Genomic DNA, 25,749 nt, shown 5'->3' with positions numbered 1-25,749 from the left:
GATTGATTCATCAAGGCGCGCTGTGGATCAAATTGGGCGCGGGCTGCAATCTATTTCCGGGATGTTGACCGTCCGCGGCTTGACAAATAGATGCGCGCCGCATTGCCGCCGAAAATCGCGGCCCTCGCGTCACTTGACAAATCAGCCAGCAAGGTCTCCGCCGCCGCGAGCCAGTGCCCATAGCCGCCCGCGAGATTGACGACGGGCCAGTCGCTGCCCCACAGCATCCGCTGCGGCCCGAAACATGCCAGTGCATGATCCACAGCCTCGCTGAGATCGGCGACCTGCCAGTTCGGTGCCGCCTCAGTCGCAAGGCCCGAGAGTTTGCAGACGACGTTGGATCGTGTGGCGAGGCTTGCGATGTCGTCCTTCCAGGCCGCGATGTCGCCGGTCGCAAGGTGCGGCTTGCCGAAATGGTCGAGCACGAATTGCAGGTCCGGATGGCGATCGACCACCTGAATGAGCCGCGGCAAATGGCGCGGCAGCACCAGCGCGTCGAAGACGAGGTCACGCCGCGCCATGGCCTCGAACGGCGCCGCCAGTTCGGCGCGCAGCAGCCAGTCGTCATCGGCGATGTCCTGCATCATCGGCCGCAGCCCGACGAGGAGCTCGCGCCCGGCGATCGCATCGATCCGCGCCGCGGCATCGGCGGCGTCGAAGTCGACCCAGCCGACCACGCCGCGCACCTGCTCGGCGCCTCTTGCGATATCAAGCAAAAATGCGGTCTCCGCTTCGGTCGGCGCGGCCTGCACCAGGATGGTGCCTTCGATTCCGGCCGCGGCGAGATGCGGCGCGAGATCGGCCAGGCCGAAGTCGCGGTAGATCGGCCCGCGCTCGGGCGTCAGCCAGCCGTAATCCGCGCGCGCCAGGGTCCAGACATGGTGATGGGCGTCGATCCGCATCATGCCGGCACCGGCGCATGCTGGTCGAGCAGCCCCTCATTCTTCAGGTCGCGCCACAGCGCGGCAGGCACGGGCGACGACACCGCGGCGACGTTGCGCTCGACCTCCTGCGGCGTCTGCGCGCCGAGCACGAGGCTTGCCACCGCCGGATGGCCGAGCGCGAAATGCAGCGCCGCGGTCGGCAGCGCCACGTTGTGGGCGCGGCAGACCCGATCGATCGCCGCCACCTTCCGCATCACGTCCGGCGGCGCGTCCTTGTAATTGTACTTGGCACCGGCAACCGCGCCGGTCGCCAGGATGCCGGAGTTGAAGACGCCACCGAGCATCATGCCGATGTCCTTTGCTTGCGCCAGCGGCAGGAATTCGGCGAGCGCGGGTTGCTCGAGCAGCGAGTAGCGGCCGGCGAGCAGCATGGTGTCGAACGTTCCGGCCTTGGCGAAGCGCCCGCACATCTCGGCCTCGTTGACGCCGATCCCGATCCCCTTGACCACGCGCTCGGAACGCAGCTTGTCGAGCGCAACATAGGCGCCCTCCATCGCCTCGCGAAACCGCGCCTCGATCGCGTCAGCTCCGTGGGTCCAGACGTCGACGTCGTGGATCAGTAGCAGGTCGATGCGATCGGTGCCGAGCCGCAGCAGCGACTGCTCCACCGAGCGCATGGTGCCGTCATAGGAATAGTCGAACACCGCGCGATGCGGCGCGCCGCCGGCGAAGTTGGAGCCGTCGCCGCGGCCATGGAACGGGTCCATCCAGCGCCCGACCTTGGTGCAGACGACGACGTCGTCGCGCGCCACGCGGCGCAGCGCGGTGCCGCTGCGGTGTTCGGCGAGGCCATGGCCGTAGAGCGGCGAGGAATCCAGCAGGTTGACCCCCAGCGCGAATGCCCGCTCCACCGTCGCGATCGCAGCAGTGTCGTCGAGCCGTGCGAACAGGTCGCCGAGCGGCGCCGTGCCGAAGCCGAGAATGGAGACATCGAGCCCGGTGCGGCCGAGCCTGCGGCGTGGCAGTGCCGGGGAGCCTGGATCGGAGGATTGTTGTTGGGTCATTATGGCCTCCCGCCTGCGTTTCTTGTTAGCCCCTCATCAGACTAGCGTCGTTGACCGGGATCGTGAAGAGACCTTGGCGGCCGACGCCGCGGTGAGGTCTCTCATCGCGCACGCACCACATCGCTAAAATGCAATGCACAGCTTCACGTTGCCTATCGGCGGGAAATAGGCTATGGGAGCGCTCCGCAACTTCAACGCAGGAGGCGACGATGTTCAGGTCTGCGCGCCTCCCGGGTTCGCCGCGCGATATTTGACGCGCGTCCCGGGATCGTATCCCGGGTGAAATCGCAACACCCACACGCAATCGAATCTGCTGCGAGCCTTCGGCTCCGCGCTTGCGGAACTTTTGTCATGACCTCGACGCTTCCGGTGGCCTCTCGTCGCGAGGCCACACGCTCCGCGCTGCTCGAACGTCAGCTGCAGAGGTATCATCCGAACGTTCAGGGAAAGGTCCGCGCGCTGGCCATGCGGCACACGCGTCTTGCGGACCTTGCCGCGAGCTTTCCTGCGCTGCTGTTCGCGCTGGCGGTCCCGCGAGCCGGGATCGCTTCGGCGCGCGCACGCGCATGCGTCGTCGACGGCCGCTCCCTCGCGGACGCCGCGGCCGCGGCGGGCATTCCGCTGTGGCTGCGCAGATTGCCGCCGGAGGCATTCACCGCTCCGATCACGGGACTGCCCGATGACGAGCTGTTTCGCCGACAGATCGCGAACCACCTGCCGTTATCACCGAAGCTCGCGCCGATCTGGCTGAGATCCGTCGCGGCGGTTGCCGAGCTCGCACATGGACCGGCGGCGGTCTGGATCGCGCGCGAGCTGGTCCGAGCGCCGCCGCGCACCGATCCTGTGCGATTGCGGCTCGTCGGCCTGTGGGCGTGGTTCTCCACGCAGCCGGCGACGCTGGGACATACGCTGATCGACCGGAGGTGGACGCCGAGCATGCAGATCGGCTCGGCGCTCGCGGCCGCCGATGCATGGAGCACGATGATCGCGCTGCATGTCAGCCTCGGCTCGGAGAAGATCGCGGATATGTGGCTGCAGCCGGGCCGCGTTGACGGTTACGACTTCATCCCGCTGAACTCGACCACGGATATCTCGGAGGAGGCGGAAGCGATGCAGAATTGCCTGCGCACCTACGGTCCCAACCTCGCCCACAATCGCTCGCGGCTGTGGAGCATCAGGCGGAATGGGCAACGCGTCGCCACCCTGAGAGTCGCGGCGCGTTTTGAGGGCCCGTTGCCAGGCATCGCCGAGCTCACCGGTATCCGGAACGCCGAGATGCCGCGCGAGGTCTGGTGGGCGGCGCGCCAATGGCTGCATAGCCACGGCCTGTTGCGGATGGAGGTCGAGCAACGCAGATGGGGCACCGCGCCTCTCGACCGCCCGACCTGGCGCGCGATCTGGCGGCCGTACTGGCTCGCCAGGCGGCAGATTCCGGGATGGCTGCCGCTCGCTCCGTCGCGCAAGGCACTCAATGCGCTGTGATGCGCATCCGCCACCGCCGTGTCGTTGCTAATCGTCGGCAACAATCTGCTGGGCAAGGTTGTCGACCACCACAGGACTCTCGAAATAGGTGACGATCGGATCGGCGCCATATTTCTCCCGTGCGCGAGCGCGCCACGCATCGGTGTACAGCGCCTCCGCCTCCACTCTCGAGTTCCAGAAATAGATGCCGCCGGCCGTCATCCCGTCCTCCGACAGCACATAGGTCTTTCGGAACAGCCCCAGAATGCCGCGATAGATCGGCGCGGTACTCAGGAAGGTGCTGCGAGCTTCCTCGCGCGTGATCGGCTTCGGCAGCTTGAACGTCGTGACAGCGGTAATCATCCGGATCTCCTGCAGCATCATTCTTGACATGATTGTCAATATTGACATTAATGTCAAGAATGAATCGATGGAGCGAGCCGCATGGTGGGCGTGCGTCAGTTTGACGAAGACGAGATGATCGCAACCGCGCTCGACGTGTTCTGGCGCAAGGGCCTGCACGATGCGACCATGCAGGACCTCGCGGCCGCAACCGGCGTCCAGCGCGGCAGCCTCTACAACGCCTATGGCGACAAGGAAGCGATCTTCCTGCGCGCCTTCGATCAGTATGCCGCGCAATTCCTGGACGCGGCCAGCAGCGCGCTGGCGCAGGGCGATACCTCAGCGAGACTGAGGGACTTCTTTGACATGATCATCGTCAACATGACCGACGGCACGCCGCAGCGGGGCTGCCTGACCACGCGCACCGCGCTCGACGCGGCCATTTCGAGCCCGGATGTACGCCAGCGCGTGCAGGACGTGCTCACCCGGCTCGAGCAGCTGGTCGGCAAGGCCATCAGCGCGACGCCGAACAGGCGCAGCACGGCCGATGCAAACCGGCTGGCGCGCGTCATCGTGACGTTCACGCGCGGGCTCGCCGTGATGGAGCGCGCCGGATACAGCCGCAAGCAGTTGAGGGAATCCGCCACCACATTCATCGATGCCGTGATTGGCGACGCCTGAGGCGGCGTCCCTGTCCCGGCGACGGCGTCATCGTAAGGGAGAAACCAGCATGCAGGAACGGAACGGCGGCTGCCTGTGCGGCGCGGTGCGTTACACGCTCAAGAGCGAACCGCGGAGCATCGCGATATGTCATTGCACACATTGCCAGCGGCAAAGCGGCAGCCTGTTTTCGTTCAACCTCGTGATCCGCGAAGCCGACTACCAGCAGTCGGGCGAGACGGTGGTGTTCGTCGACAAGGGCGACAGCGGCCATCCGGTCCATCGTCATTTCTGCGGGCGCTGCGGGTCCCCTCTGCTTGCGAAGACTGCATTGATGCCCGGCAAGGTCGTGGTGAAGGCCGGCACGCTCGACAACATGGAGGGATTGCAGCCGCAAGCCGAGATCTATACCGATCGCGCCGTCGCATGGCTCGCGCCGATCCCCGGCGCTGCGCGCTTTGCCCGGAACGTGTGACCGGATGCGCCGGTCACGGACGCAGCGGGAAACGATTCAGCCTGGCCAGGGTTGCCTCCGTTCCGATTGCATCGGAACGGAGCTCTCGACTTTGCTTTGACGCGTTTTCTTCACGCGAACCGGTACTTCGCTCGAAAACGCTCCGGCGATCATTGACCGGCCGGCAATTCGGCGTAGTTGCCGTCCTTGTCACGGCGGTACACGACGTAGTCGATCAGGGTGATGTCACCCTTCGGCGTGTAGCTGATCTTGCCGAGCACGGTATCCCAGCTTCCGGCCTTGATGGCCGCCGCGACCTTCTTGGCGTCGGTGGTCTGGGCACGGGCCGCGGCCTGGCTCCAGATCTGGAACGCGGCATAGCTGTAGAGCGTGTAGCCGTCGGGATCGATGCCCTTGTCCTTGAACTTCTTCAAGGTCGCGGCCGCGGTCGCCTTCTTGCGCGGGTCGGGCGAGAAGGTGAACAGCGAGCCTTCGGCAAGCGGACCTGCGATCGCGGCGAACTGCTTGTCGACCAGGGCGTCGCCGCCCATCAGTACAGCATTGACGCCCTGCTCGCGCATCTGGCGCAGGATCAACGCAGCCTCGGCATAATAGCCGCCGACATAGACGAAATCGATCGACTCCTTCTTGAAGCGGGATACCAGAGCGGCAAAATCCTTGTCGCCCTTGGTATAGGCCTCATAAAGCTTTTCCTTCACCCCCGCGGCGTTGATGGCCTTCTTCGTTTCGTCGGCAAGGCCTTTGCCGTAGGTCGTCTTGTCGTGGATGATCGCGACGTTCTTGGTCTTGTAGTTCTTGATAATGTAGGCGGCCGCAACCGTACCCTGCTGGTCATCCCGGCCGCAGACACGGAACGTGTTCCACAGCCCGCGCTCGGTGAATTGCGGATTGGTCGAGCCCGGCGTGATCTGCAGCACATTGCCCTCGGCATAGGCGTCCGACGCGGGGATCGAGGTCGATGAGCAGAAATGCCCAACGACGAACGGAATCCTCGCGCCTGCCATCTTCTCGGCAACCGACACCGCCTGCTTCGGATCGCAGGCATCGTCGCCGACCTCCAGCTTCAGCTTCTTGCCAAGCACGCCGCCCGCCGCATTGATGTCGGCAATCGCGAGATCAGCACCGTTCTTGAACTGCTGGCCAAAGCTCGCCTCGGAGCCCGTCATCGGCCCGACCACGGCAACACTGATATCCTGTGCCATGGCGGCGCCGGACAAGGCCAGGCTCGCGCCGAGCGCAAGAAAATATCCTCGAAGTGCAAACTTCATCACATTCTCCTCGATGGTCTCAAGTCGCCTCAATGCATCGCAGTCGACGAATCCGCCGATTGCAACGATCACCGGGGGACTGCCTTTTAAGCGCGAGACGATTGGCAGGCTCGGACTCGGGCGACGGGGATTGGACATATGCGACATCGGGCAACAATGTGAAACACGTTGTCGTGCATTGGCGTCTGGAATCGCCCGCAGCGGACGTGATTGGGCGGCGATGTTGTGTGCGCGACAGCACACAGGCTGGCGGAGAGCGCTGTTTTGCGACGTCGCCCCGAGATCGACCAGATGCCGGACGACGGCGCCGCGCAGCTCGGGCGTCGCGAGCTGGTAGCTGTGGTCAAGCTCCCTGATGTAGAGCGCCAGCAGACGCATCGCCTCGGTGTTCGCGGGCGACGGCCGGATCAGCATGTCCTCGGGATCGCGGACCAGCGATGCCAGCGCCTTGCGCGGCAACCTGAGACCGACGAAACGGCTCGGCGAGACCGGGACCACCATGTTCCCGGCCTCCGCGCTCGACCGCAGCACGGCCTGCCCCGGGCCGAGCTCAACGTCGCGGCCGCGCGATCTTGAGGTTGCTGCACGCCCAGGATCCGATCCCGAGCCCAGGCAACTCGCGCACATTGGCTTCGGCATGGAACGCGCCTACGCTCGGCGGCTCCGGATCGAGCTTCACGATCATCGGCCCGATCTGCTCGCGAAAGATCGGCAAGCGGTCGCGCTCGCCGAATTCCGCGGTCGAGAACCGAAACCCGGCGATATCCGGCGACTGCATCGTCATCGGCTGATCCTCATCGCGGCGGGAGGTCGCCGCTGATATGCGGCCGATTTGTGGCAGCATGACACCGCTCGAGTGCACGGGACCGCGCTTACGCGTCGGCACTTACACGGATTATAATTGACCGACCGGACGGTCAATAGTAATCCAAGCGCAAGTCACGTAACCTTCGGCCGCCAGAAGCCGCAACGGGAGGTCATCATGGTCAGCGATTTGGTGTTGACCGATATCCGCGCCGGATATCGCGTCGTGACGCTCAACGCCTTTCTCGAAAAGCGCGCGACGCGCTTTGTCGGACGAGCCAAAGCTCGAACGTTCGAATTGAACATTCCGCCGTCAAGGCGAGACGCATCATTGATCACAAGTCAGAAGGTCCAATTGCGATGACACAGCCTCAATCCAGTGGTGCACGGACGGCAGACAACGTCATGAAGCTCGACAACTTCGTGCGCGGAAAATGGTCCGGCCCGGGCGAACCGGCAGCCGAGATTCACAGTGCCGTCACCGGCGACGTGGTGGCGGTCACGACCAGGAGCGATCTCGACATGCGCGAGATCCTCGCCTATGGCCGCGCGATCGGCGGCAAACATCTCAGAAAACTGACGTTCCACCAGCGCGCGGGCCTACTGAAGGCGCTGGCCGACTATCTGACCCAGCACAAGGACCGGCTCTACAAACTGTCATTCCATGCAGGCGCAACCCGCACCGATGCAATGATCGACGTCGACGGCGGCATCGGCACGTTGTTCGCCTATGCCGGCAAGGGCCGCCGTGAGCTTCCGAACAGCAAATTCCTGCTCGACGGCAATGTCGAGGGGCTCTCCAAGGGTGGCGCATTCGCCGGTCAGCATATCGTGACGCCGCTGCACGGCGTCGCCGTGCACATCAACGCATTCAACTTCCCGTGCTGGGGCATGCTGGAGAAGCTGGCGCCGGCGCTGCTGGCCGGCGTGCCCGTCGTGACCAAGCCCGCGACGGTCACCTCCTATGTCGCCCACGAGCTGGTCCGGATCATCACCGAATCCGGCGCGCTGCCCGAAGGCGTGCTGCAATTCATCATCGGATCGACCGGCGACTTGTTCGACCATCTGACCTGCCAGGACGTGGTGTCCTTCACAGGCTCGGCCGACACGTCGCAAAATCTGCAGCGGCATCCGGTCATCGCGCGCGAAGCGGTCAGGTTCATCGCCGAACGGGATTCGCTGAACGCCGCAATCCTCGCTCCGGACGCCGTACCGGGCAGTCCGGAGTTCGACCTCTTCGTCAAGGAAGTGGCGAAGGAGATGACGGTCAAGGCGGGGCAGAAATGCACCGCGATTCGCCGCGCGCTGGTGCCGTCAGCGCAGCTCGACGCCGTGATCACGGCGCTGCGCGACCGCCTGGCCAAGGTCACGATCGGCAATCCCGAAAACGACAAGGTCAGGATGGGGCCGCTGGTCGGGCTCGGCCAGCGGAGCGATGTGCTTGCCCATGTCGCGAAGCTTCGCACCGAAGCCGAACTGGTGGCCGGCGATCCCGGCGACTTCGCGCTGCTCGATGCCGACGCGACGCGCGGCGCTTTCATTCCGCCGCTGCTGCTGCATTGCGCCAAGCCGCTCGCCGCATCCGCGGTCCACGAGATCGAGGCGTTCGGGCCTGTCAGCACCGTGATGGGTTACGACGACCTGGAGCAGGCGATCGCGCTGACCAATCGCGGCGGCGGCAGCCTCGTCGCATCCATCTACACGCGCGACATCCCGGCCGCGACCGAACTGGCATTTGGCATCGGCAGTTTTCACGGCCGTGTCGCGATCATCGACCGCGACTGCGCGAGCGAGCACACCGGACACGGTTCGCCGATGCCGCAGATGGTTCACGGCGGCCCCGGCCGGGCCGGCGGCGGCGAGGAACTGGGCGGCGTCCGCAGCCTCCAGCACTACATGCAGCGCACCGCGTTGCAGGGCTCGCCGACGATGCTGAGCGGCGTCACCGGCCGCTGGTTCAAGGGCAGCCCGATGCTCGAAGGCGACCTGCACCCGTTCCGCTATCACTATGACGATCTCGAGATCGGCCGCACGCTGGTCTCGAAGGCACGGCAGATCACGCTCGACGACATCGAGCACTTCGCGCATTTCACGGGCGACACCTTCTACGCCCATATGGACGAGGAAGCGACCAAGGGGCATCCGTTCTTCCCGGGCCGCGTCGCGCATGGCTACCTGCTGCTGTCGTTTGCGGCCGGCCTGTTCGTCGATCCCGACTATGGGCCGGTGCTGGCGAATTACGGCCTCGACTCGCTGCGCTTCGTCAAACCCGTCCAGCCCGGCGAACAGATCCAGGTGCGGCTGACCGCGAAGGAGAAGATGCCGCGCAACAAGCAATATGGCGAGGTACGCTGGGACGTCGAGATCACGACCGGCACCGGCGAAACCGCGGCGACCTACGAGCTGCTGACCATGAACGCGATGCGGGGTTAAGAGGCGCGTCAAAGCAACTCGGCCTGCCGGCTGCGGCCGGCCGATTTCGCCTTGCCGCGCGGCCGGGTGGCGGCGGCCGCGGCATCGTCGGCGCCGGCCAGCACGAGCTGCGCGACGAAACCGGCATATTCGGCGCGGGTCATCGGCCCGCCCTCGCGGAACCACATGTAATGCCAGTTCAGCATGCCGAAGACGCTCATCGTCAGCGGCTTGAGCACGCGCTTCTGCTTCGCCGCCGGCACGGCGGCAGCGAGTGCATCCGACATGATCCCGACCAGGATCCGCTCGCTTGCGAGCAGCGGCTGCTGCTTATCCTTCGGCAACAGCTTGAGACTTGAGATCTGGACCTGATGTTCGGCGTCGGCATGCCGGTAGAGCTCGAGTAGGGTCGCAACGATCGTCCTGAAGCGTGCGGCCGGATCGCCGGCCTGTGCGCTCGCCTTGCGGAGTGCCGCCAGCAGTTTCGCGAGATGCGACGACAGGATATCGAACAGGATCGCTTCCTTGTCGGGATAATAATGATAGAGCAGAGCCTTCGAAACACCGCAGGCATCGGCGATGGTGTTCATCGACGTGCCGACATATCCCGATGCGGCAAACAGCTCGGCCGAGCGATGCAGCATCGAGAGGCGCTTGTCGTCATAGTCCTTGGCGCGCGATCGGGCCATGTCTTGTCCGTTCCACCAGGCGGCCGTTCGGCCATCGTCCAGAGATGTCAGTCAATAGTCGCAAGGTTCCGGGACCACAGCCCCGGCGCCTCCGAACTGCTATTTATTGACCATCCGGTCGGACAATTCCATAAGCCCGGCGATCGGGCAACATTGCCCGGAATGAATTTTCCTGGCGCAGCGTCGCGAGAGCATCTCTCTGCTCCAAATCGCCTCGTCATGCGCGTCTGATTGCAAAGTTCGCGGCGCCGCCGAGTTTCGCGCGCGTCCCGAACAGGAGCGTGTTATCGTTCATCGAACGGCTCGGAATGCGAAGGAGGCTCTGGGTGCGGACATCCTCTTGGCTCCACGTCCTTCGTCGCGCGGCCCGTCGGCTGAAGAGATGGCAGCGGCGATTAGCGCGCGCTGCCAACCCCGACGGCAAGGACATGCACGAACTCTTTCTGTTTGGTCCTCACGGCTGATCGCTCGTTGCCGCGACGCTTGCCCAATCGAGACCGCGGCAGATGTGATCCATCGCCACGCTGACGTCAGTCTGCCTACGCCGCACATGTCGAGCGGCAGGATCACGCACAGAGCGATAGCATGACAGCTCCTCGAGCGCGTCACGTCATCATCATCGTCGGCGGCGGCGCGAGCGGCGTCCTGCTGGCACATCAGTTGCTGCGTCAATCGGCGGACGATGTCCGGGTCAGCCTGATCGAGCAGGGCCCCGATATCGGGCGCGGCATCGCCTATCATACCGGCAATCCGGATCATCTGCTCAATGTACGGTCGCCAATATGAGCGCGCTGCCCGATCAGCCGGATCATTTCTGGCACTGGCTGATCTCGCGCGGGGCGGACGCGACGCTCTGCCCTGATCCCTATTGCTTCGTGCCGCGGCGCATCTTTGGCGACTACATTGCCAGTCTGCTCGAGCAACAGGCGTCCGATCAGGCCGACATCCAACGCCTGTCGATCGTGCACGGCAGATGCATCGCGATCCGCGAACGGCGAGGCGACGTCACCGCCAGCCTCGACGACGGCCGGCAGCTGATCGGCGACATCGTCGTTCTCGCAACCGGGCACGATCCACGCGCGAACAGTCCGGGACATGCCGGTCCCTGGGCGGTACCGTCTGTCGCTGCGATCGCCGACGACGCGACCGTCCTGATCCTCGGCACGGGGCTGACGATGGTCGATTACGTGCTGTCGTTGCTCCGCGACGGGCATCGCGGGCCGATCGTTGCGATGTCGCGCCGGGGCCTTCTCGCGAAACCGCACCGCCGGGTCGACGCCGTGCGCATCGAGGAGGCGGAGGTCCCCTTCGGCTCCGGAATCGGCAGCCTGCTTCGCTGGCTTCGCGGCCGCATCGACCGGCACATCGCAGCGGGCGGCGACTGGCGCTGCGTGATCGAGGGCTTCGCCCCCCACACCCAGCGGCTGTGGCGTGAGCTCCCGCTTTCGTCCAAGCGCCGGTTCCTCGAACACGCACGTGCCTGGTGGGACGTACCGGCACCGGATGGCGCCGCAAGTGGAGGTCCGGATCACTGAAGCAATCTATGGAGGCCGGCTCACCCCGATAGTCGCAAAGCTGATCTCGGCCGAGCCCGACCGGACAGGCGCGATCGTCAATTACCGGCGGCGCGGCGAGAGCAGGCTCCGTCGCATGCACGTCGGCGCCATCGTCGACTGCACCGGCATCGTCAAGGATCCACGCGCAACCGCCAATCCCGCGGTGCGCAGCCTGCTCGAGCTTGGCCTGGCGCGCGTCGATCCGCTCCGCATCGGCATCGAAACCGATCGCAACTGCGCGATCATCGGTCACGAGCGTCCCATCGCGCCGCCTCTATGCCGTCGGCCCGCTCACGCGTGCCGCATTCTGGGAAATCAGTGCAATTCCCGATATCCGCAACCAGTGCACCGAGCTTGCCGCTCTGCTGGTTCGCTCAGACGAGGAGCGGCGACTCGCACCCCTCGCGCGCGTCTAGAGCTTCGGCTCTGATCAATCAGAACCGAAACTGCAGCCTCTTGTTTTGACGCGCTTTCTTCACGCGAACCGGTGTCGACTTCAACGCCCTAGCTGCCGAAGCCGGCCGGAATGAACGCCGGCAGCTTCTCCTCGATGAAGTGCTTGACCTCGGGCGAGTTGAAGACCTGGATGAAGGCCTTCAGGCGCGGATCGTCCTTCTTGTCCGGCCGCGCGGTAAAGCGCAGCACGAGACCATCATCGACCGTGCGGTCGATCACCAGCGCCGATTTCGGATCACCGCCGGCCGGTATCAGATAGGTGATATTAACGAGCGCAAGCGAGACGTCGTCGAGCGACCGGTAGGTCTGCGCCGGATCGAGCTCGACGATCTTCAGGTTCTTGGGATTTTCGATGATATCAAACCGGCTCACCGAAAAACCCTTGCCCGGCGCCAGCTTGATCAGTCCGGCGCGTTCGAGCAGGATCAAGCCACGCGCGCCGTTGAGCGGCTCGTTCGGGATCGCAACGCTGTCGCCGGACTTGATCTCGTCGAGCGACTTGATCTTCTTCGAGAACAGCCCGACGGGCGCGATCACGCCGACCTTGTCGACCTGGATCAGGTTGAAACCGCGCTGCTTGTTCTGGATCGCGAGATAGGTGGCGTGCTGGAACAGGTTAGCGTCGACATCGCCGCTGTTCACCACCTCGTTCAACGCGACCCAGTCCGACAACTCGACGATCTTGACGTCCTGCCCCTTGTCCTTGGCGAGCTTGGCGGCAAAGGCAGCCAGCTGACCGACCGGGCCGGCGCTGGTCGCGATCTTGAGAGGTTCGTCCGCAACGGCGGCCGCAGTCATGGCAAGCAGCACGCCAGCTGCCTGCGCCAGGCGCAACAATGTCTTCATGGTCTCGGTTTCAACTCCGTCTTCAGGGATCGATCAGGCCGCCTTGCGGCCGCTGCTTCCCGCCTCAGCCTCGGCCAACGCCTGGGTGAGGTCGGCGAGGATGTCGTCGGGATGCTCGATGCCGACCGAAAGCCTGATGTAGCCGGGCGTCACGCCTGCCGCGAGTTGCTCCGCGGCGCTCAACTGCTGATGGGTGGTCGACGCCGGATGGATCGCCAGCGAGCGCGTATCGCCGATATTGGCGACGTGATAGAATAGTTTCAGCGCATCGATGAAACGACGGCCGGCCTCGACGCCCCCTTTCAGCTCGAAGCCGACCAGCCCGCCATAGCCACCCTTCAGATAGAGATCGGCGCGGCGCCGGTCCTCCCCGCTCTGCAGTCCGGGAAAGATCACATGCGAAACGGCGGGATGCCGTGCCAGGAAGTTCGCGACCTTGATCGCGTTCTCGTTGTGCTGACGCAACCGCAGCGGCAAGGTCTCGAGTCCCTGAATGAACTGAAATGCGTTCTGGGGAGCGACCGCGGCACCGAGATCGCGCAGCAGCTTCACGCGTGCGCGCAGGATGTAGGCGATCGGACCGAGCGGCTTGGCTGCCTCGGTCCAGATTGCGCCGTGATAGGCATCGTCCGGCTGCGTCAGCAGCGGGAAGCGCTCGGCGTGCGCCGCCCAGTCGAAATTGCCGCCATCGATGATCGCTCCGCCAATCGACGTGCCGTGGCCGCCGATATACTTTGTCGCGGAATAGACGACGATCGCCGCGCCATGCTCGAACGGGCGCGCAATGAGCGGGACGGCGGTGTTGTCGAGAATCAGCGGCACGCCGAGCGAACGGCCGATATCCGCGACTTCCCTGATCGGGAACACGTTGAGCTTGGGGTTTGGCAGCGTCTCGGCGAAGTAGGCCCGGGTCTTCGCGTCGGTTGCGCGGCGGAAGTTTTCCGGATCGGCCGGATCGACGAAGCGAACCTCGATGCCGAACTGCTTCAGCGTCTGCGACAGCAGCGTCAACGTGCCGCCGTACAGATCAGTCGCTGAGACGATATTGTCGCCGGCTTGCGCGATGTTGAAGATCGCGTAAGCCGTCGCCGACTGGCCCGACGCTACGGCCAGAGCGCCAACGCCGCCTTCCAGCGCGGCCAGGCGCTCCTCGAACACGTCAGCCGTCGGGTTCTTGATCCTGGTGTAGATCTGTCCGATCGCCTCCAGGGCGAACAGCCGCGATGCGTGATCGGTATTCTCGAATTGAAAGGACGTCGTTTGGTAGATCGGAACAGCCACGGCGCCGGTCGCCGGGTCGGATCGGTACGATCCGCCATGCAAGGCGAGCGTCTCGACATTCTTGGTTTCGATCGGCATCTCGAAAATCTCCCGAAATCCGTGGACCCAGCATCAAAAGGCGAAGAATGATGCGCAGCCGCGTCCGCGACTGTCGAGACGTCGGCGAAAATAGCGATGAGCGTGCTGACCGCACGTCTGATGGCGTCGCTAATTTTTCAGCCGCTGCGCCGATCGCGTAACATTTGTTTCACTGCGCCGCCGTGTTGAACGGATCAGCGGAGTTGATGAGCCATCAGCTGATCGAGCCTGCAAATCAATGCGCCATGTCGCGCAGGCCGTCATTTCGAACAGCACCACGACGTTGAACAAACGAATCTCTGCTGCGCCGGATCGAAGATGGAGCACGATTTTGATCCTGTCTTTGCGAATATAAAATAAAGCCGCGCAGCGGTCGTGATAAATCACCTCTCAGTCCTCAATTGGCGGAATCGCGCGATGACCAGACCGAAGGAACTTCGTTTCAACGCGTTCAACATGATGGCGCCGAGCCACAACTGGGCCGGCCTCTGGTCGCATCCGCGCGACACTTCACTTAACTACAACTCGCTGGACTATTGGGTTGACTACGCCAGAACAGCCGAACGCGGCCTGCTCGACGGCATCTTCCTCGCCGACGTCTTTGGCATCTATGACGTCTACGGCGGCAGTCCTGAGACGGCGCTGCGTCACGCCGTTCAATTGCCGAACGCCGAGCCGACCCTGCTCGTCTCCGCCATGGCTTATGCAACGAAGCATCTCGGCTTTGGCATCACGTCCAACCTCACCTACGAGCATCCCTACCAGTTCGCCCGCCGCTTCTCGACGCTCGACCACCTCACCGGCGGGCGGATCGGCTGGAACATCGTCACCGGCTATCTCGACAGCGGCGCCCGCGGAATGGGTCTTGAGGCCAACCGCGCGCATGATGAACGCTACGAGGCGGCCGAGGAATTCCTCACCGCGGCCTACAAGTTGTGGGAAGGCAGCTGGGAGGACAGCGCGGTCCGCCGTGACCGGACAGCGCGCGTGTTCACTGATCCGGCAAGGATCCACAATGTGCGGCACCAGGGACTTCATTACCGGGTCGACGGCATCCACCTCGCCGAACCCTCGCCACAGCGCACGCCCCTGCTCTATCAGGCGGGCACCTCGAAGCGCGGCCGCGCCTTCGCGGCGAGGCACGCGGAGGCGATCTTCCTCAACGGCCAGACCAAGCCCATTCTAGCCCGCGCCGTACGCGAGATCAGGGAGGCGGCCAAGGCGTTCGGACGCGATCCCTATGATATCCGCCTGTTCGCCGGCGCGACCGTGATCGTTGCCCCGACGCGCGCGGAGGCCAACGATCTGCTCGAGGAGTACGCAGGGTATGTCGATCAAGCCGGCCAGCTGGCTCTGCTCTCGGGCTGGACCGGCATCGATTTCTCGAACTATCGCCCCGACCAGGCGGTGCAATATGTCGAGAGCAACGCGATCCAGTCGATGGTCGAGAATTTCACGTTGCGGAGCGACCGGCCGGTCAAGGTCGGCGATCTCGCGACGCTGAGCCGGGTCGGCGCACGCTCGCCATTCGTGGTCGGCTCACCCCAGGACGTGGCGGACGAGCTGATCGCCTGGGTCAACGAAACCGACGTCGACGGCTTCAACCTGTTCCGCCTCGTCACGCCGGAATCGCTGACGTCATTCGTCGATCTCGTCGTGCCGGAATTGCAGTCACGCGGGGTCTACAAGACAGCCTATCGCGAAGGCACGCTTCGCGAGAAGCTGTTCCCCGGACGCGGACCCTATCTTGACGCCACGCATCCCGGCGCCGGCTTCCGCCGCGCCTCGCCGGCAGCGCGCACCGAGGCCGCTGAATAGATCAGCCTGGAAACCTCCTGGCGATGGGCGATGAACGCCCGTCACCAGGTTGCGATGTAGGTGCCCTTGAAGCGCTTCTCGAGGAACGCCTTGACCTCTTCGGAATGGTAGGCGTCGATCAACTGCTTGACCCAGGGCTTGCCCTTGTCCGCTTCGCGCACGGCAACGATGTTGACCCACGGGCCATCGGCCGCCTCGCGAGCAATGGCATCGGTGGCGGGATTGAGCCCGGCCTGAACCGCATAATTGTTGTTGATCGAGACCAGGTCGACATCTTGCAGTGAACGCGGCAGTTGTGCGGCATCAAGCTCGACGAAGCGCAGATGCTTCGGATTGTCGGTGATGTCGGCAACAGTCGACGCGACGTTGTTGGGATCCTTGAGCTTGATCACGCCGTGCAGCGCAAGGATCATCAGGCCGCGCGCGCCATTGGAAGGATCGTTGGCGATCGCCACCCGCCCGCCATCCGGAAGATCGGCCAGCTTCTTGTATTTCAGCGAGTAGACACCCTGTGGTGACGCAATCGTGTTGGCGACCTTGACGATTTTCCAACCGGTCTTCGATATCTGGTTCTTCAAATAGGGCTCGTGCTGGAATGAATTGGCCTCGAGATCCCCGAGCGCGAGCGCCTGGTTCGGGATCACGTAGTCCGTGAATTCGACCACCTTGATGTCGAACCCATGGCCCGCAGCCACCTTCCTGACGATCTCCAGGATCTCGGCATGTGGTCCGGCCGTGACGCCGACCCGGATCGTCTCGGCCCTCGCGGTGCCGACCAAGAGTGCTACCGCGGCAACCGCCATCATCAGGATACGCATCATCTTCCCTCGACAATTGGATCGGTAACTACCAGCTCGGTAGCACCGCGCCCTTGAACTTGGTCTGGACGAATTCCTTGATCTCGGGCGTGTGGTAGCTATCGACCAGGATCTTGACCCACGGCTTGTCCTTGTCGGCAGCGCGAACCGCGATCAGATTGACGTATGGCCCCTTCGGATCCTCGCGCAGGATCGGATCCTTGACCGGATCGAGACCGGCCTGCGTCGCATAGTTCGTGTTGATGACTGCCGCATCGACATCGTCGAGCGCGCGGGGCGCCTGGGCTGCGTCGACCTCGACGAATTTCAGCTTCCTGGGATTATCGGTGATGTCGATGACGGTCGGCTTGAAACCGACGTCGCTCTTCAGCTTGATCGCGCCCTTGTCGCGCAGCAGCAGCAGGGCCCGGCCGCCATTGGTCGGATCATTGGGAATTGAGACCTTGGCGCCCTCAGGAAGATCGGCCCAGCTCTTGTGCTTGCGTGAATAGACACCGATCGGAAAATTGACCGTCAGTCCCACCTGCTCGATCTTGTAGCCGCGATCGGCTTTCTGGTTGTCCAGATAAGGCTGGTTCTGAAAGGAGTTGGCCTGGATGTCGCCGGCGTCGAGCGCCGCGTTCGGAACGACATAGTCGGAGAATTCGATGAGCTGAAGTTCGAGCCCGCTCTTGGCCGCGATCGGCTTCACGGCCTCGAGGATTTGGGCATGCGGTCCGGGCGTCACGCCGATCTTGATCGTTTCTGCCGCGGCGGCGGTCGACCAGATCGCAACAGCGCCTGCAAGAGCGAAAATCGATCGAAGCAACATCTTGGTCTCCATGGAACTGAACTCGCTATCAAGCTCATCGCCCGCGCCGGGGACGAAATCAATGAAATGAGAATCCAAATTTTTCCCCACGACGAGTCGCCGCTGCTGTGGCCGCGATGAAAAGAGAATGAAGCCGGCCGGGCATCTTGGCGCAGCGAGCGGCTGATCTGCTGATGCCGGCCGCAACGCGCAGGCCAAAAATACTTTTCTCGCGGACTTCGCTTGCCGAGAAAATTGCACTCGTCCGGACGACTTCTCCGCGATTGCCTCCGGCGCACCGATTGCACACAAATGGCAAAAGATCGAACCGGCTCAGGACAACCTGCCATGCCCATCTTTGCCCGCCCCATCCCGCAAGCGCAGGCCGCATCATCGGCGACTGCGATGTCGCGCCGTCTTGCTGTCGGCGCCATCGGGCTGCTTGCGATGACCTCGCTGGTTCGGCCTGCGGCCGCCGAGGAAATCCGGATCGGCTACCAGAAATCGTCGACGCTGACCGCGATCCTGAAGACCAACGGCGCGCTGGAGAAGGCGTTGGCGCCGCTCGGTATCACCGTGTCGTGGCACGAGTTCACCAGCGGCCTGCCGCTGCTCGAGGCCATCAATGTCGGCAGCATCGATTTCGGAGCCGACGTCGCCGACACCGTGCCGATCTTCGCCCAGGCCGCCGGCGCCAAGCTCGCTTACGTCGCCGAGGAAGCCGCTTCTCCATCGGCGCAGGCGATTCTGGTGCCGAAGGATTCCGCGATCAAAGCGCCGGCCGATCTCAAGGGCAAGAAGGTCGCGGTGACAAAGGGCGCGGGCAGCCACTTCCTGCTGCTGGCGGTGCTCGCCAAGGCCGGACTGTCCTTCAAGGACATCACGCCGGCCTATCTGACGCCGGCCGATGGCCGCGCGGCATTCGTCAGCGGCAATGTCGACGTTTGGGTCGCCTGGGATCCGTTCCTCAGCAGCGCGCAACGCCAGTCCGGCGCGCGCATCCTGACCGACGGCAGCGGCGGGCTCGCAAGCTACAAGCGCTACTATCTCGCGTCGGCCGCGTTCGCCGAAAAGCGGACCGATGCACTGAATGTGATCTTTGCCAGGCTGGTCGAAACCGGCACCTGGGTCAAAGCCAATCCGAACGTGGCCGCGGCGCTGCTCGCCGGCCTGTGGGGCATCGACGCCGCCACGGTGGAGGAGGCCAACAGCCACCGCTCCTACAAGGTCGGCGTGGTCACCGCGGCCGGCCTTTCCGAGCAGCAGAAGATCGCCGATACCTTCACAGCGGAAGGTCTGCTGCCGCGCAAGGTCGATACCGGCGACGTCAAGATCTGGGCACCGAAGGGATCGTGACGCCGCCGCACCTTTAGCGATGGCGCAGGCGGCGGTTAACGCGGCGCGCCAGATAGTCGCCGGCGGTCTGCACGGTCTGAACCAGCGCGATCAAAACGACGACGACCGCCAGCATCATTTCAGGCATGAAGCGCTGATAGCCATAGCGAATGCCGAGGTCGCCGAGGCCGCCGCCTCCGACGGCCCCGACCATTGCGGAGTAGCCGAGCAGGCTGACCACCGCGAGTGTCAAGGCCAGCACCAGGCCCGGCAACGCCTCCGGGATCAGGACCTTGAACACGATCTGCAGCGGGCTCGCTCCAAACGAAGATGCTGTCTCGATCAGACCAGCATCGACCTCGCGGATCGCCGCCTCGACCAGACGGGCAATGAACGGCGTCGCCGCGATGGTGAGCGGCACGATTGCCGCGCCCGATCCGATCGAGGTGCCGGCAATCAGCCGCGTGAAGGGAATGATCGCAACCACCAGGATGATGAACGGCGTCGAGCGGGCCGCATTGACGATCACGCCGAGCAGGCCATTGGCTGACGGCGCGGCGAACAGCTCCCCTTTCCGGCTGGTCGCCAGGAAGACACCAAGCGGAAGGCCCAGCGCGGTCGCAACCAGCGCGGCCACCGAGACCATGAAAAGGCTCTCGCCCGTGGCCTGAACGATCAGGTTGATGAGTTCACGCGACATAGCCGAGACGCTCCGCCAGAATGTCATGCTGAGAAAGATAGGCGAGGGCCTGCCTGGCCGCGGCTTCACCGCCGGGAATGCCGAGGATCAGCGAGCCCACGTGCCGGCTGCCGATCTCGTCGATGCGGGCCGACAGCAGCGCCACGTCATGGGACAGTTCGCGCGAAAGCCGCGCGACCACGGTGTCGCCGGCTTCGGTGCCGCGCACCTGCACGCGAAGGACCGCCTGCCCGCCGGCAACCGGTTGCGGCGAAAGGCGGCTCGCCAGCGAGACTGGAGCACTGTCCCCGATCACCTCGGAAAGGAACGCCTGCGTGACCGGATGCCGGGGATGCGTGAAGATTTCCGCGACATGACCTCGCTCGACGACATGGCCGCCGTCGATCACAGCAACCTCCTTGGCGAGCTGGCGGACCACCGACATTTCGTGGGTGATCAGCACGATCGTGACCCCGAGCTCGCGATTGATGTTGGCCAGCAGGTCCAGAATCGCGCGCGTGGTCTGCGGATCGAGCGCCGACGTCGCCTCGTCGGACAACAGCACATTCGGCCGCGTCGCAAGGGCGCGCGCGATGCCGATGCGCTGCTTCTGGCCGCCGGACAATTCCGAGGGATAGCGATCGTACTTGTCGGCAATGCCGACGAGCTCGAGCAGTTCGGCCACACGGACGGCGATGTCGGCCCTGGACCAGCCCGCGATCTCGAGCGGCAAGGCGATATTGTCCGCCGCCGTCCGCGACGACAGCAGGTTGAAGTGCTGGAAGATCATGCCGATCGAGCGCTGCGCCAGGCGCAGCTCGCGGCCGGCAAGCGCCGAGATCTCGCTGTCATCGACGACGACGCGGCCGCTCGACGGCTTCTCAAGCCCGTTGATGAGGCGGACGAGGCTCGATTTGCCGGCGCCGGAGCGGCCGATCACGCCGGTGATCGAGCCGCGCGGGATCGCGAAGTCGATCGCCTGCAAGGCATGCACGCTCGGCTTGTCGCGATAGGCCGGGTAGACCTTCGAGACGGCCTCGAAGCGGATCATGGCATCGCTCGCGCTTGATGCGAGCGGGATGGGCGGCAGCGGCGCAACAGCCTGCGCCGTCGTCAGGGATTGATGTACATTCATTCAGTCGGTCCAATTAGGGAAACGGCTTCGGTCGCCGGGCGCAGCCCGGGCTCAATGACCAAAGAGCAGATAGCTGCGGTCGATGCCGCGGAGACAGCGCGTCTCGTCGGTCCAGCCGACCGCGCGGCGGTAGCTGCCCAACGCGGCAGTCTGCCGCAACGCGACCACGTCGGTCGGGCGAGGCTCCTCCGCATAAGGCGACACGTAAAGCGCGTCCTCGGGACAATACAATTCGCAGAGGAAACAGGTCTGGCAATCGCCCTGACGGGCGATCACCGGGATCCCCTCCGTCTTGTCGAAGACATTGGTGGGGCAGACGTTCACGCAAATGTCGCAGGACGTGCAGCGCTCGGCGTCGATCACCTCGATCATTCCGCGGCCTCTGAGTAGCTGGCATCGGCATGCGGCCGCACCGTGGTCCAGACCTCGTCCAAGCCGCCGCTCGTCACGTAATGGCGTTGGCGGTCGTCTTGATAGGGATAGTCGTCGCGGCGATGCATGCCGCGGCTTTCGTTCCGCGCCAGCGCGCTGCGGTACATCCAGCGCGACGTCGCCAGCATGGCCGCGCTCTCGCGGGCACGCAGCAGATCGTCCTTGCTCGCCGCATCGGCCGATGATGCATCGACCCACGCCGCATCCAGCCGCTCGAGGGCGCTTTCGAGACGCGAGGCGTGCCGGAAGTAGTTCAGCTCATACGGGTAGACCTCGTCCTGGACCGCTTTTGTCAGCGTGGCGGGCTCAAACGCGCGACCCGCCTTGCTTCGGAACGCGACGGTGCCGGCGGACGCCAGTCGTCGCTGACGTGCTGGGCCCAGCTGCCTTGCATAGCCGGCAGCGCCCCATCCGGCCCAGGTCCCCGATGACATCGCCCAGGCGGCGTTGTGGCTGCCGCCGCCGGTGAAGCCGCCGCAGATCAATTCGCGCGTCGCTGCGTCACCGGCGGCATAGAGTCCCGGCACGCTGGTCGCGCAGCTGTCGTCGACAATGCGAAGGCCGCCGGTGCCGCGCACGGTGCCTTCGAGCCGCAAGGTGACGGAAAAACGCTCCCTGAAGGGGTCGATGCCGGTGCGATCGAACGGCAGGAAGAAATTCGGCTGCGACGCGCGCATGTGACGCTGCACGTCGTCGTCGGCCTTGTCGAGCCGCGCATAGACCGGCCCCTGAAGCAACGCGCGCGCAATCGCCGATCGCCCGCCCTTGGATGCCGCACCGGGAACGACGCTGCCGTCCTCGTAGCTGAAGGTCGCCCAGCCATAAAACAGCGTCTTGGTCACGGAGCCGAACGCCGGCGAGATCGCATAAGGATTCGAGAATTCCATGCTGCTGAACTCGGCCCCGACCTCCGCGGCCATCAGATAGCCGTCTCCGGTCAGCACATTCGATCCCAGCGTCTTGCTCAGGAACGCGCAGCCACCGGTCGCGATGACGACGGCCTTGGCGCGCACGATCCAGCGATCGTGCTTCTGGCGGCGCACGCCGCTGGCTCCCGCAACCGAGCCGTCGTCATCCACCAGCAGTTCGAGCGCCGGACTGTGATCAAGAATGGTGACGCCGGCCTGCTTGGTGCGCTTGCGCATCAAGCGCATGTATTCCGGCCCCTGCAGCGAGTTGCGCTGCGACGTGCCGGTGTCGTCGACCGGGTAAGGGTAACCCCAGGCGGCCAGACGATTGCTGTCCTCGTAGGTCTGGTCGAGCACGCGCGCCATCCAGCGGCGATCCTGCAGGTGCCCGCCCATCTTTTCGCGATTGGCCATCGCGGCCTCGCGCAGCGCCGGCTTGGGATCGACATACCAGACGCCGGTGCCGGCAGCCGCGGTGGCACCCGACGTGCCGCAAAATCCCTTGTCGGCGAGCACGACGCGCGCGCCGCGCTCCGCGGCGCTCACCGCGGCCCACGTGCCCGCCGGTCCGCCGCCGATCACCAGCACGTCAACGTCGAATTCGACCGAGCCGCCTGGCGCGGTTCGCTGTTCGGCGCGTCGCTCGTGGACTGTCATGGTTCAGTGCTCCGGGCGGCACCGATTGCTTGCAACGCGCCGCAACAGCATCGTTGCGCGCGCAGGCTGCTCTGGCAATTTCAGATATTTGCGCAGACTTGGACGAAGCTTCCCCTGCCGCGGCACGTGGCAGAATATTCATGCGGCGGCGGAGAGGACGTTCCGTTCATCGCAGAAGATCGACACCGGATTTGTCCGCAGATCACGCAGCGGAGACGGATATTTCTTTTTTGCATGCACGCGCCGGCCGTTCGTTTTCATGTGGCCTGACAGGCGGTACTTCGTGAGTCGTTTCACCTCACTGCGTGGCAGCCATGTCCGATCGTCAGCTTCACCTCAATGTCAACCTGCTGCACTCCGGCGTCTATGCGTCGGCGTGGCGGCTGCCCGAAAGCGATCCTCGCGCCTGCTTCGACGTCGGCCATTATGTGCGCGTGGCTGAGATCGCCGAACGCGGCAAGCTCGATGCGATCTTCCTTGCCGACACACCGGCGATCACCGACCGCATCGACTACCGCTCCTTCATGTCGATGGAACCGACGATCGTGCTGGCGTCGGTGGCCGCGGCGACCAGCCATGTCGGGCTGATCGCGACCGCCTCGACCACCTACAACGAGCCCTACAACATCGCGCGCCGCTTCGCGACCCTGGATCTCGCGAGCGGCGGCCGCGCCGGCTGGAATGCGGTGACCACTGCCGACACGTCGGCCAGCCGAAATTTCGGCCTCAGCAACGTGCTGGAGCACAAGGCCCGCTACGAGCGCGCCAAGGAGTTCGCCGAGGTCGTCCATGCACTGTGGGACAGTTGGGAGGACGACGCCTTTGTCGGCGACAAGTCCTCGGCGCGATTTGTCGATACGTCGAAGGTTCATCCGATCGCGCATCGCGGAGCCCATTACGCCGTGGCCGGTCCACTCAACGTGCCACGTTCGCCGCAGGGCCGCCCGGTGACCGTGCAGGCCGGCGGCTCGAGCGACGGCCGTGATCTCGCTGCCGCGCAGGCCGAAGCCGTGTTCACGCTGGCGCAGACGATCGAGGAAGGCGTCGCCTATGCGCGCGACCTGCGCGCCCGCGCCGCGACCTACGGCCGCGCCGGCGACTCCATCGTCATCCTGCCGGGCCTTGCCACAGTGATCGGCAGCACCGAAGCCGAGGCGAAACGGCGGCAGGATGAGCTGTGGGAACTGGTTCCGATCGAGTACAGCCTGGCGCGTCTCGCGGGCACATTGCAGGTCGATCCTGCGATCCTTGAGCTCGACAAGCCGCTACCCGATCCGCTGCCGCTGCCGGCCAACGCCAACCACACCATGTTCCAGGGCACGGTGAACCTTGCGCGCCGCGGCAACCTCACCGTCCGGCAGTTGTTGCGCGCGCTCGGCGGCGGAGTCGGACACCGCATCATCATCGGCACGCCCGAGCAGATCGCCAACGACATCGAGGCCTGGTTCAAGGTCGGGGCGGCCGACGGATTCAATCTGATGCCGGACGTGCTGCCGACGGGACTCGAGGTCTTCGTCGACAGCGTGGTGCCGATCCTGCAGCGCCGCGGTCTATTCCGAACCGATTACGCCGGCACCACCTTGCGTGAGCATTTTGGCTTGCCTCGGCCGATCAGCCGCTTTGCACGTCGGACGGAAGCCGCCGCAACCGCGTGACGCAGTTACCGCGAGCTCGTCAGCAGTGCTGGGGTGTCATTCGCAACAGATGACGCTTCGCGGACGCGCGGGATGATCTCCTTCGCAAAGCGCTCCATCTCGGCCTCGAAAGGCTGGAACTGCAGCATGAATAACTCGATGCCTGCGGCATGGAACGCCCCGATCCGGGCGGCCACGTCATCATAGCTGCCGACCAGCCCGGCAGCGGTGCCGCCGTTGCTGCCGACCCGCTCCGACTTCTGCATGGTCTGCATCATCACGACCTTCGGGTCGGTGTTCTGTCGCTGGATCGCCTTCATCGAGGCGTCCTTCCGCGACAGCTCAAGCAGCCGCTCATAGGCGGCCTGGGCCTCGGCCTGCGTCTGGCGCGCGATGACGAAGGCGGACAGCCCGAAGCGAAGCGGCGCCGACGTCCGCGGCCGCGCCGCCACGTCGGCAATGAGGCCCGCGACATCCTCGAGCGGCTGACCGTTGATGAACCAGACGTCGCCGCGGTCGGCGACCAAAGCGCGCGCCGGCTCGGACTCGCCGCCGACATAGATCAATGGTCGCGGTCGGTAGAGGCTCGACGGCCGCAACAGATAATCGCGGACATCGAAATGCTCGCCCTTGTAGGTCAACCGCTCGCCCTGCATCAGGCGCGAGACAATCGTGATCCACTCGCGGCCATAGGCGTAACGGGCATCGTGCTCGGCAAAGCCGATACCGGCCTTGTCGAGTTCGGGCCGGTTCCAGGCATTGACCAGGTTGATCGCGAAGCGTCCGCGGCTGATGTTCTCGATCCCGAGCGCGAGCTTGGCGAGAACCACCGGATGATAGAGATAGGGCTTGATGGCCGCGATGATCTCGATCCGGCTGGTCAATGCCGCAACGGCCGCCGCCGCGCTCCAGGCCTCGAGCTGATCGAAATCCTCCTGATGCGGATTGATGGTGTGCTGCGCGATCAGCGTGGAATCGTAGCCCAATGCCTCGGCGGCAAGCACGAGGTCGCGATTGCGCTCCCACGATGCGTCATACGGCTCCTCCGGATCCTGATAGGCCGCGCGCGAACCATGGACCAGCGCCCAGATGCCAAAGCGAAGCGGTCGTGTCGACATGCCGTCTCTCCGATTTCCCTGACGTTACGTCGGTGTGTTTTCAAAGAAGCACGGCGACAGATCAAGCAGCGGCGCATCAAAAGATTTTCCTTGCCGCGCCGCGCGCGCCGATAAATCAGAAAACTCCGGACGTAGCGACAATTGGAATA

Annotated in this window: 25 protein-coding genes and 2 pseudogenes; 10 read left to right on the top strand and 17 right to left on the bottom strand. The window is 64.5% G+C overall.

Annotation, left to right across the window (positions count from 1 at the left end; genetic code table 11):
• Positions 1–50 precede the first annotated feature (50 nt).
• Together QA639_RS10395 and QA639_RS10390 are read right to left on the bottom strand one after the other, a co-directional pair.
• Positions 51–905, bottom strand: a complete 855-nt coding sequence (locus tag QA639_RS10395; RefSeq protein WP_157340645.1) for an amidohydrolase family protein — start codon at positions 903–905, stop codon at positions 51–53.
• A complete protein-coding gene (locus QA639_RS10390) occupies positions 902–1,948 on the bottom strand; it encodes an aldo/keto reductase (RefSeq protein ID WP_157340647.1) in 1,047 nt (348 codons plus the stop codon). Before QA639_RS10390 ends, QA639_RS10395 begins: the two co-directional genes overlap by 4 nt.
• 351 nt (positions 1,949–2,299) lie before the next feature.
• Between QA639_RS10390 and QA639_RS10385 the strand changes: the two genes are divergently transcribed.
• Positions 2,300–3,430, top strand: coding sequence for a hypothetical protein (locus QA639_RS10385; RefSeq protein WP_028333334.1), 1,131 nt, complete (start codon positions 2,300–2,302; stop codon positions 3,428–3,430).
• A gap of 27 nt (positions 3,431–3,457) precedes the next feature.
• Here QA639_RS10385 and QA639_RS10380 read toward each other — a convergent pair whose 3' ends face one another.
• Positions 3,458–3,772 (bottom strand): monooxygenase, encoded by a 315-nt coding sequence (locus QA639_RS10380; RefSeq protein WP_157340649.1) that lies wholly within the window; start codon positions 3,770–3,772, stop codon positions 3,458–3,460.
• A gap of 81 nt (positions 3,773–3,853) precedes the next feature.
• On the opposite strand from QA639_RS10380, the gene QA639_RS10375 reads away from it, so the two are divergent.
• Together QA639_RS10375 and QA639_RS10370 are read left to right on the top strand one after the other, a co-directional pair.
• A complete protein-coding gene (locus QA639_RS10375; protein ID WP_050387462.1) occupies positions 3,854–4,432 on the top strand; it encodes a TetR/AcrR family transcriptional regulator in 579 nt (192 codons plus the stop codon).
• 49 nt (positions 4,433–4,481) lie between these two features.
• Complete coding sequence (locus tag QA639_RS10370) at positions 4,482–4,886, top strand: GFA family protein (protein ID WP_157340651.1); 405 nt, start codon at positions 4,482–4,484, stop codon at positions 4,884–4,886.
• Positions 4,887–5,035: 149 nt separating this feature from the next.
• Here QA639_RS10370 and QA639_RS10365 read toward each other — a convergent pair whose 3' ends face one another.
• From QA639_RS10365 to QA639_RS10355, 3 genes and pseudogenes are all read right to left on the bottom strand, one after another.
• Positions 5,036–6,154, bottom strand: a complete 1,119-nt coding sequence (locus tag QA639_RS10365) for a branched-chain amino acid ABC transporter substrate-binding protein (protein ID WP_050387587.1) — start codon at positions 6,152–6,154, stop codon at positions 5,036–5,038.
• 333 nt (positions 6,155–6,487) lie between these two features.
• Positions 6,488–6,781, bottom strand: a pseudogene (locus QA639_RS10360) (AraC-like ligand-binding domain-containing protein); the annotation flags it as partial.
• Positions 6,705–6,998 (bottom strand): hypothetical protein, encoded by a 294-nt coding sequence (locus QA639_RS10355; protein WP_198400064.1) that lies wholly within the window; start codon positions 6,996–6,998, stop codon positions 6,705–6,707. The gene QA639_RS10355 and the pseudogene QA639_RS10360, both read right to left, overlap by 77 nt.
• Positions 6,999–7,055: 57 nt before the next feature.
• Here QA639_RS10355 and QA639_RS10350 point away from each other — a divergent pair, with 57 nt between their 5' ends.
• A complete protein-coding gene (locus tag QA639_RS10350) occupies positions 7,056–7,322 on the top strand; it encodes a hypothetical protein (protein WP_157340657.1) in 267 nt (88 codons plus the stop codon).
• Positions 7,323–7,363: 41 nt separating this feature from the next.
• Positions 7,364–9,391 carry a phenylacetic acid degradation bifunctional protein PaaZ gene (paaZ, locus tag QA639_RS10345; RefSeq protein ID WP_157340659.1) on the top strand — a complete coding sequence of 676 codons (2,028 nt, stop codon included), beginning with the start codon at positions 7,364–7,366 and terminating at the stop codon, positions 9,389–9,391.
• An 8-nt stretch (positions 9,392–9,399) separates the two neighbouring features.
• Here paaZ and QA639_RS10340 read toward each other — a convergent pair whose 3' ends face one another.
• Complete coding sequence (locus tag QA639_RS10340; protein WP_028333342.1) at positions 9,400–10,059, bottom strand: TetR/AcrR family transcriptional regulator; 660 nt, start codon at positions 10,057–10,059, stop codon at positions 9,400–9,402.
• Positions 10,060–10,644: 585 nt separating this feature from the next.
• Between QA639_RS10340 and QA639_RS41745 the strand changes: the two are divergent.
• Positions 10,645–11,594, top strand: a pseudogene (locus QA639_RS41745) (FAD/NAD(P)-binding protein).
• A complete protein-coding gene (locus tag QA639_RS41740; protein WP_346283723.1) occupies positions 11,575–12,045 on the top strand; it encodes an FAD/NAD(P)-binding protein in 471 nt (156 codons plus the stop codon). Before QA639_RS41745 ends, QA639_RS41740 begins: the two are co-directional and overlap by 20 nt.
• Before the next feature lie 74 nt (positions 12,046–12,119).
• Here QA639_RS41740 and QA639_RS10330 read toward each other — a convergent pair whose 3' ends face one another.
• The 3 genes from QA639_RS10330 to QA639_RS10320 all read right to left on the bottom strand — a co-directional run bounded on the left by QA639_RS10330 (position 12,120) and on the right by QA639_RS10320 (position 14,663).
• Entirely contained in the window at positions 12,120–12,917 is a 798-nt protein-coding gene (locus QA639_RS10330) for a MetQ/NlpA family ABC transporter substrate-binding protein (protein ID WP_028333343.1), read from the bottom strand.
• Positions 12,918–12,950: 33 nt separating this feature from the next.
• Positions 12,951–14,276: an O-acetylhomoserine aminocarboxypropyltransferase/cysteine synthase family protein gene (locus QA639_RS10325; protein WP_157340663.1), complete on the bottom strand. Its 1,326-nt coding sequence runs from the start codon at positions 14,274–14,276 to the stop codon at positions 12,951–12,953.
• Between the two features lie 129 nt (positions 14,277–14,405).
• A complete protein-coding gene (locus QA639_RS10320; protein WP_157340665.1) occupies positions 14,406–14,663 on the bottom strand; it encodes a hypothetical protein in 258 nt (85 codons plus the stop codon).
• A 30-nt stretch (positions 14,664–14,693) separates the two neighbouring features.
• Here QA639_RS10320 and QA639_RS10315 point away from each other — a divergent pair, with 30 nt between their 5' ends.
• Positions 14,694–16,094, top strand: a complete 1,401-nt coding sequence (locus tag QA639_RS10315; protein WP_157340666.1) for an LLM class flavin-dependent oxidoreductase — start codon at positions 14,694–14,696, stop codon at positions 16,092–16,094.
• A 41-nt stretch (positions 16,095–16,135) separates the two neighbouring features.
• Here the strand turns inward: QA639_RS10315 and QA639_RS10310 are convergent, their stop codons facing one another.
• Entirely contained in the window at positions 16,136–16,912 is a 777-nt protein-coding gene (locus QA639_RS10310; protein ID WP_028333346.1) for a MetQ/NlpA family ABC transporter substrate-binding protein, read from the bottom strand.
• Positions 16,913–16,940: 28 nt separating this feature from the next.
• Positions 16,941–17,735 carry a MetQ/NlpA family ABC transporter substrate-binding protein gene (locus QA639_RS10305; protein WP_428841150.1) on the bottom strand — a complete coding sequence of 265 codons (795 nt, stop codon included), beginning with the start codon at positions 17,733–17,735 and terminating at the stop codon, positions 16,941–16,943.
• 315 nt (positions 17,736–18,050) lie between these two features.
• Between QA639_RS10305 and QA639_RS10300 the strand changes: the two genes are divergently transcribed.
• Positions 18,051–19,058, top strand: a complete 1,008-nt coding sequence (locus tag QA639_RS10300) for an aliphatic sulfonate ABC transporter substrate-binding protein (protein WP_283089718.1) — start codon at positions 18,051–18,053, stop codon at positions 19,056–19,058.
• A 13-nt stretch (positions 19,059–19,071) separates the two neighbouring features.
• Here QA639_RS10300 and QA639_RS10295 read toward each other — a convergent pair whose 3' ends face one another.
• Genes QA639_RS10295 through QA639_RS10280 form a run of 4 tightly spaced genes read right to left on the bottom strand, consistent with a single transcriptional unit; the run spans position 19,072 to position 22,848 of the window.
• Positions 19,072–19,737 (bottom strand): methionine ABC transporter permease, encoded by a 666-nt coding sequence (locus QA639_RS10295; protein ID WP_050387469.1) that lies wholly within the window; start codon positions 19,735–19,737, stop codon positions 19,072–19,074.
• Complete coding sequence (locus tag QA639_RS10290) at positions 19,727–20,851, bottom strand: methionine ABC transporter ATP-binding protein (RefSeq protein ID WP_283089717.1); 1,125 nt, start codon at positions 20,849–20,851, stop codon at positions 19,727–19,729. The genes QA639_RS10295 and QA639_RS10290 overlap by 11 nt, the downstream gene beginning before the upstream one ends.
• 51 nt (positions 20,852–20,902) lie before the next feature.
• Positions 20,903–21,223, bottom strand: a complete 321-nt coding sequence (locus QA639_RS10285; protein WP_283089716.1) for a 4Fe-4S dicluster domain-containing protein — start codon at positions 21,221–21,223, stop codon at positions 20,903–20,905.
• Positions 21,220–22,848, bottom strand: a complete 1,629-nt coding sequence (locus QA639_RS10280; protein WP_283089715.1) for an FAD-dependent oxidoreductase — start codon at positions 22,846–22,848, stop codon at positions 21,220–21,222. The genes QA639_RS10285 and QA639_RS10280 overlap by 4 nt, the downstream gene beginning before the upstream one ends.
• A gap of 314 nt (positions 22,849–23,162) precedes the next feature.
• Here QA639_RS10280 and QA639_RS10275 point away from each other — a divergent pair, with 314 nt between their 5' ends.
• Positions 23,163–24,503: an LLM class flavin-dependent oxidoreductase gene (locus QA639_RS10275; protein ID WP_283089713.1), complete on the top strand. Its 1,341-nt coding sequence runs from the start codon at positions 23,163–23,165 to the stop codon at positions 24,501–24,503.
• Between the two features lie 5 nt (positions 24,504–24,508).
• Here QA639_RS10275 and QA639_RS10270 read toward each other — a convergent pair whose 3' ends face one another.
• Positions 24,509–25,600: an LLM class flavin-dependent oxidoreductase gene (locus tag QA639_RS10270; RefSeq protein WP_283089712.1), complete on the bottom strand. Its 1,092-nt coding sequence runs from the start codon at positions 25,598–25,600 to the stop codon at positions 24,509–24,511.
• Positions 25,601–25,749: the final 149 nt, after the last annotated feature.

This window comes from Bradyrhizobium pachyrhizi (assembly GCF_029714545.1).
Taxonomy (GTDB): Bacteria; Pseudomonadota; Alphaproteobacteria; order Rhizobiales; family Xanthobacteraceae; genus Bradyrhizobium; species Bradyrhizobium pachyrhizi.
The sequence above is the reverse complement of the archived record's forward strand: the minus strand, read 5'-3'. Positions and strand labels throughout refer to the sequence as shown.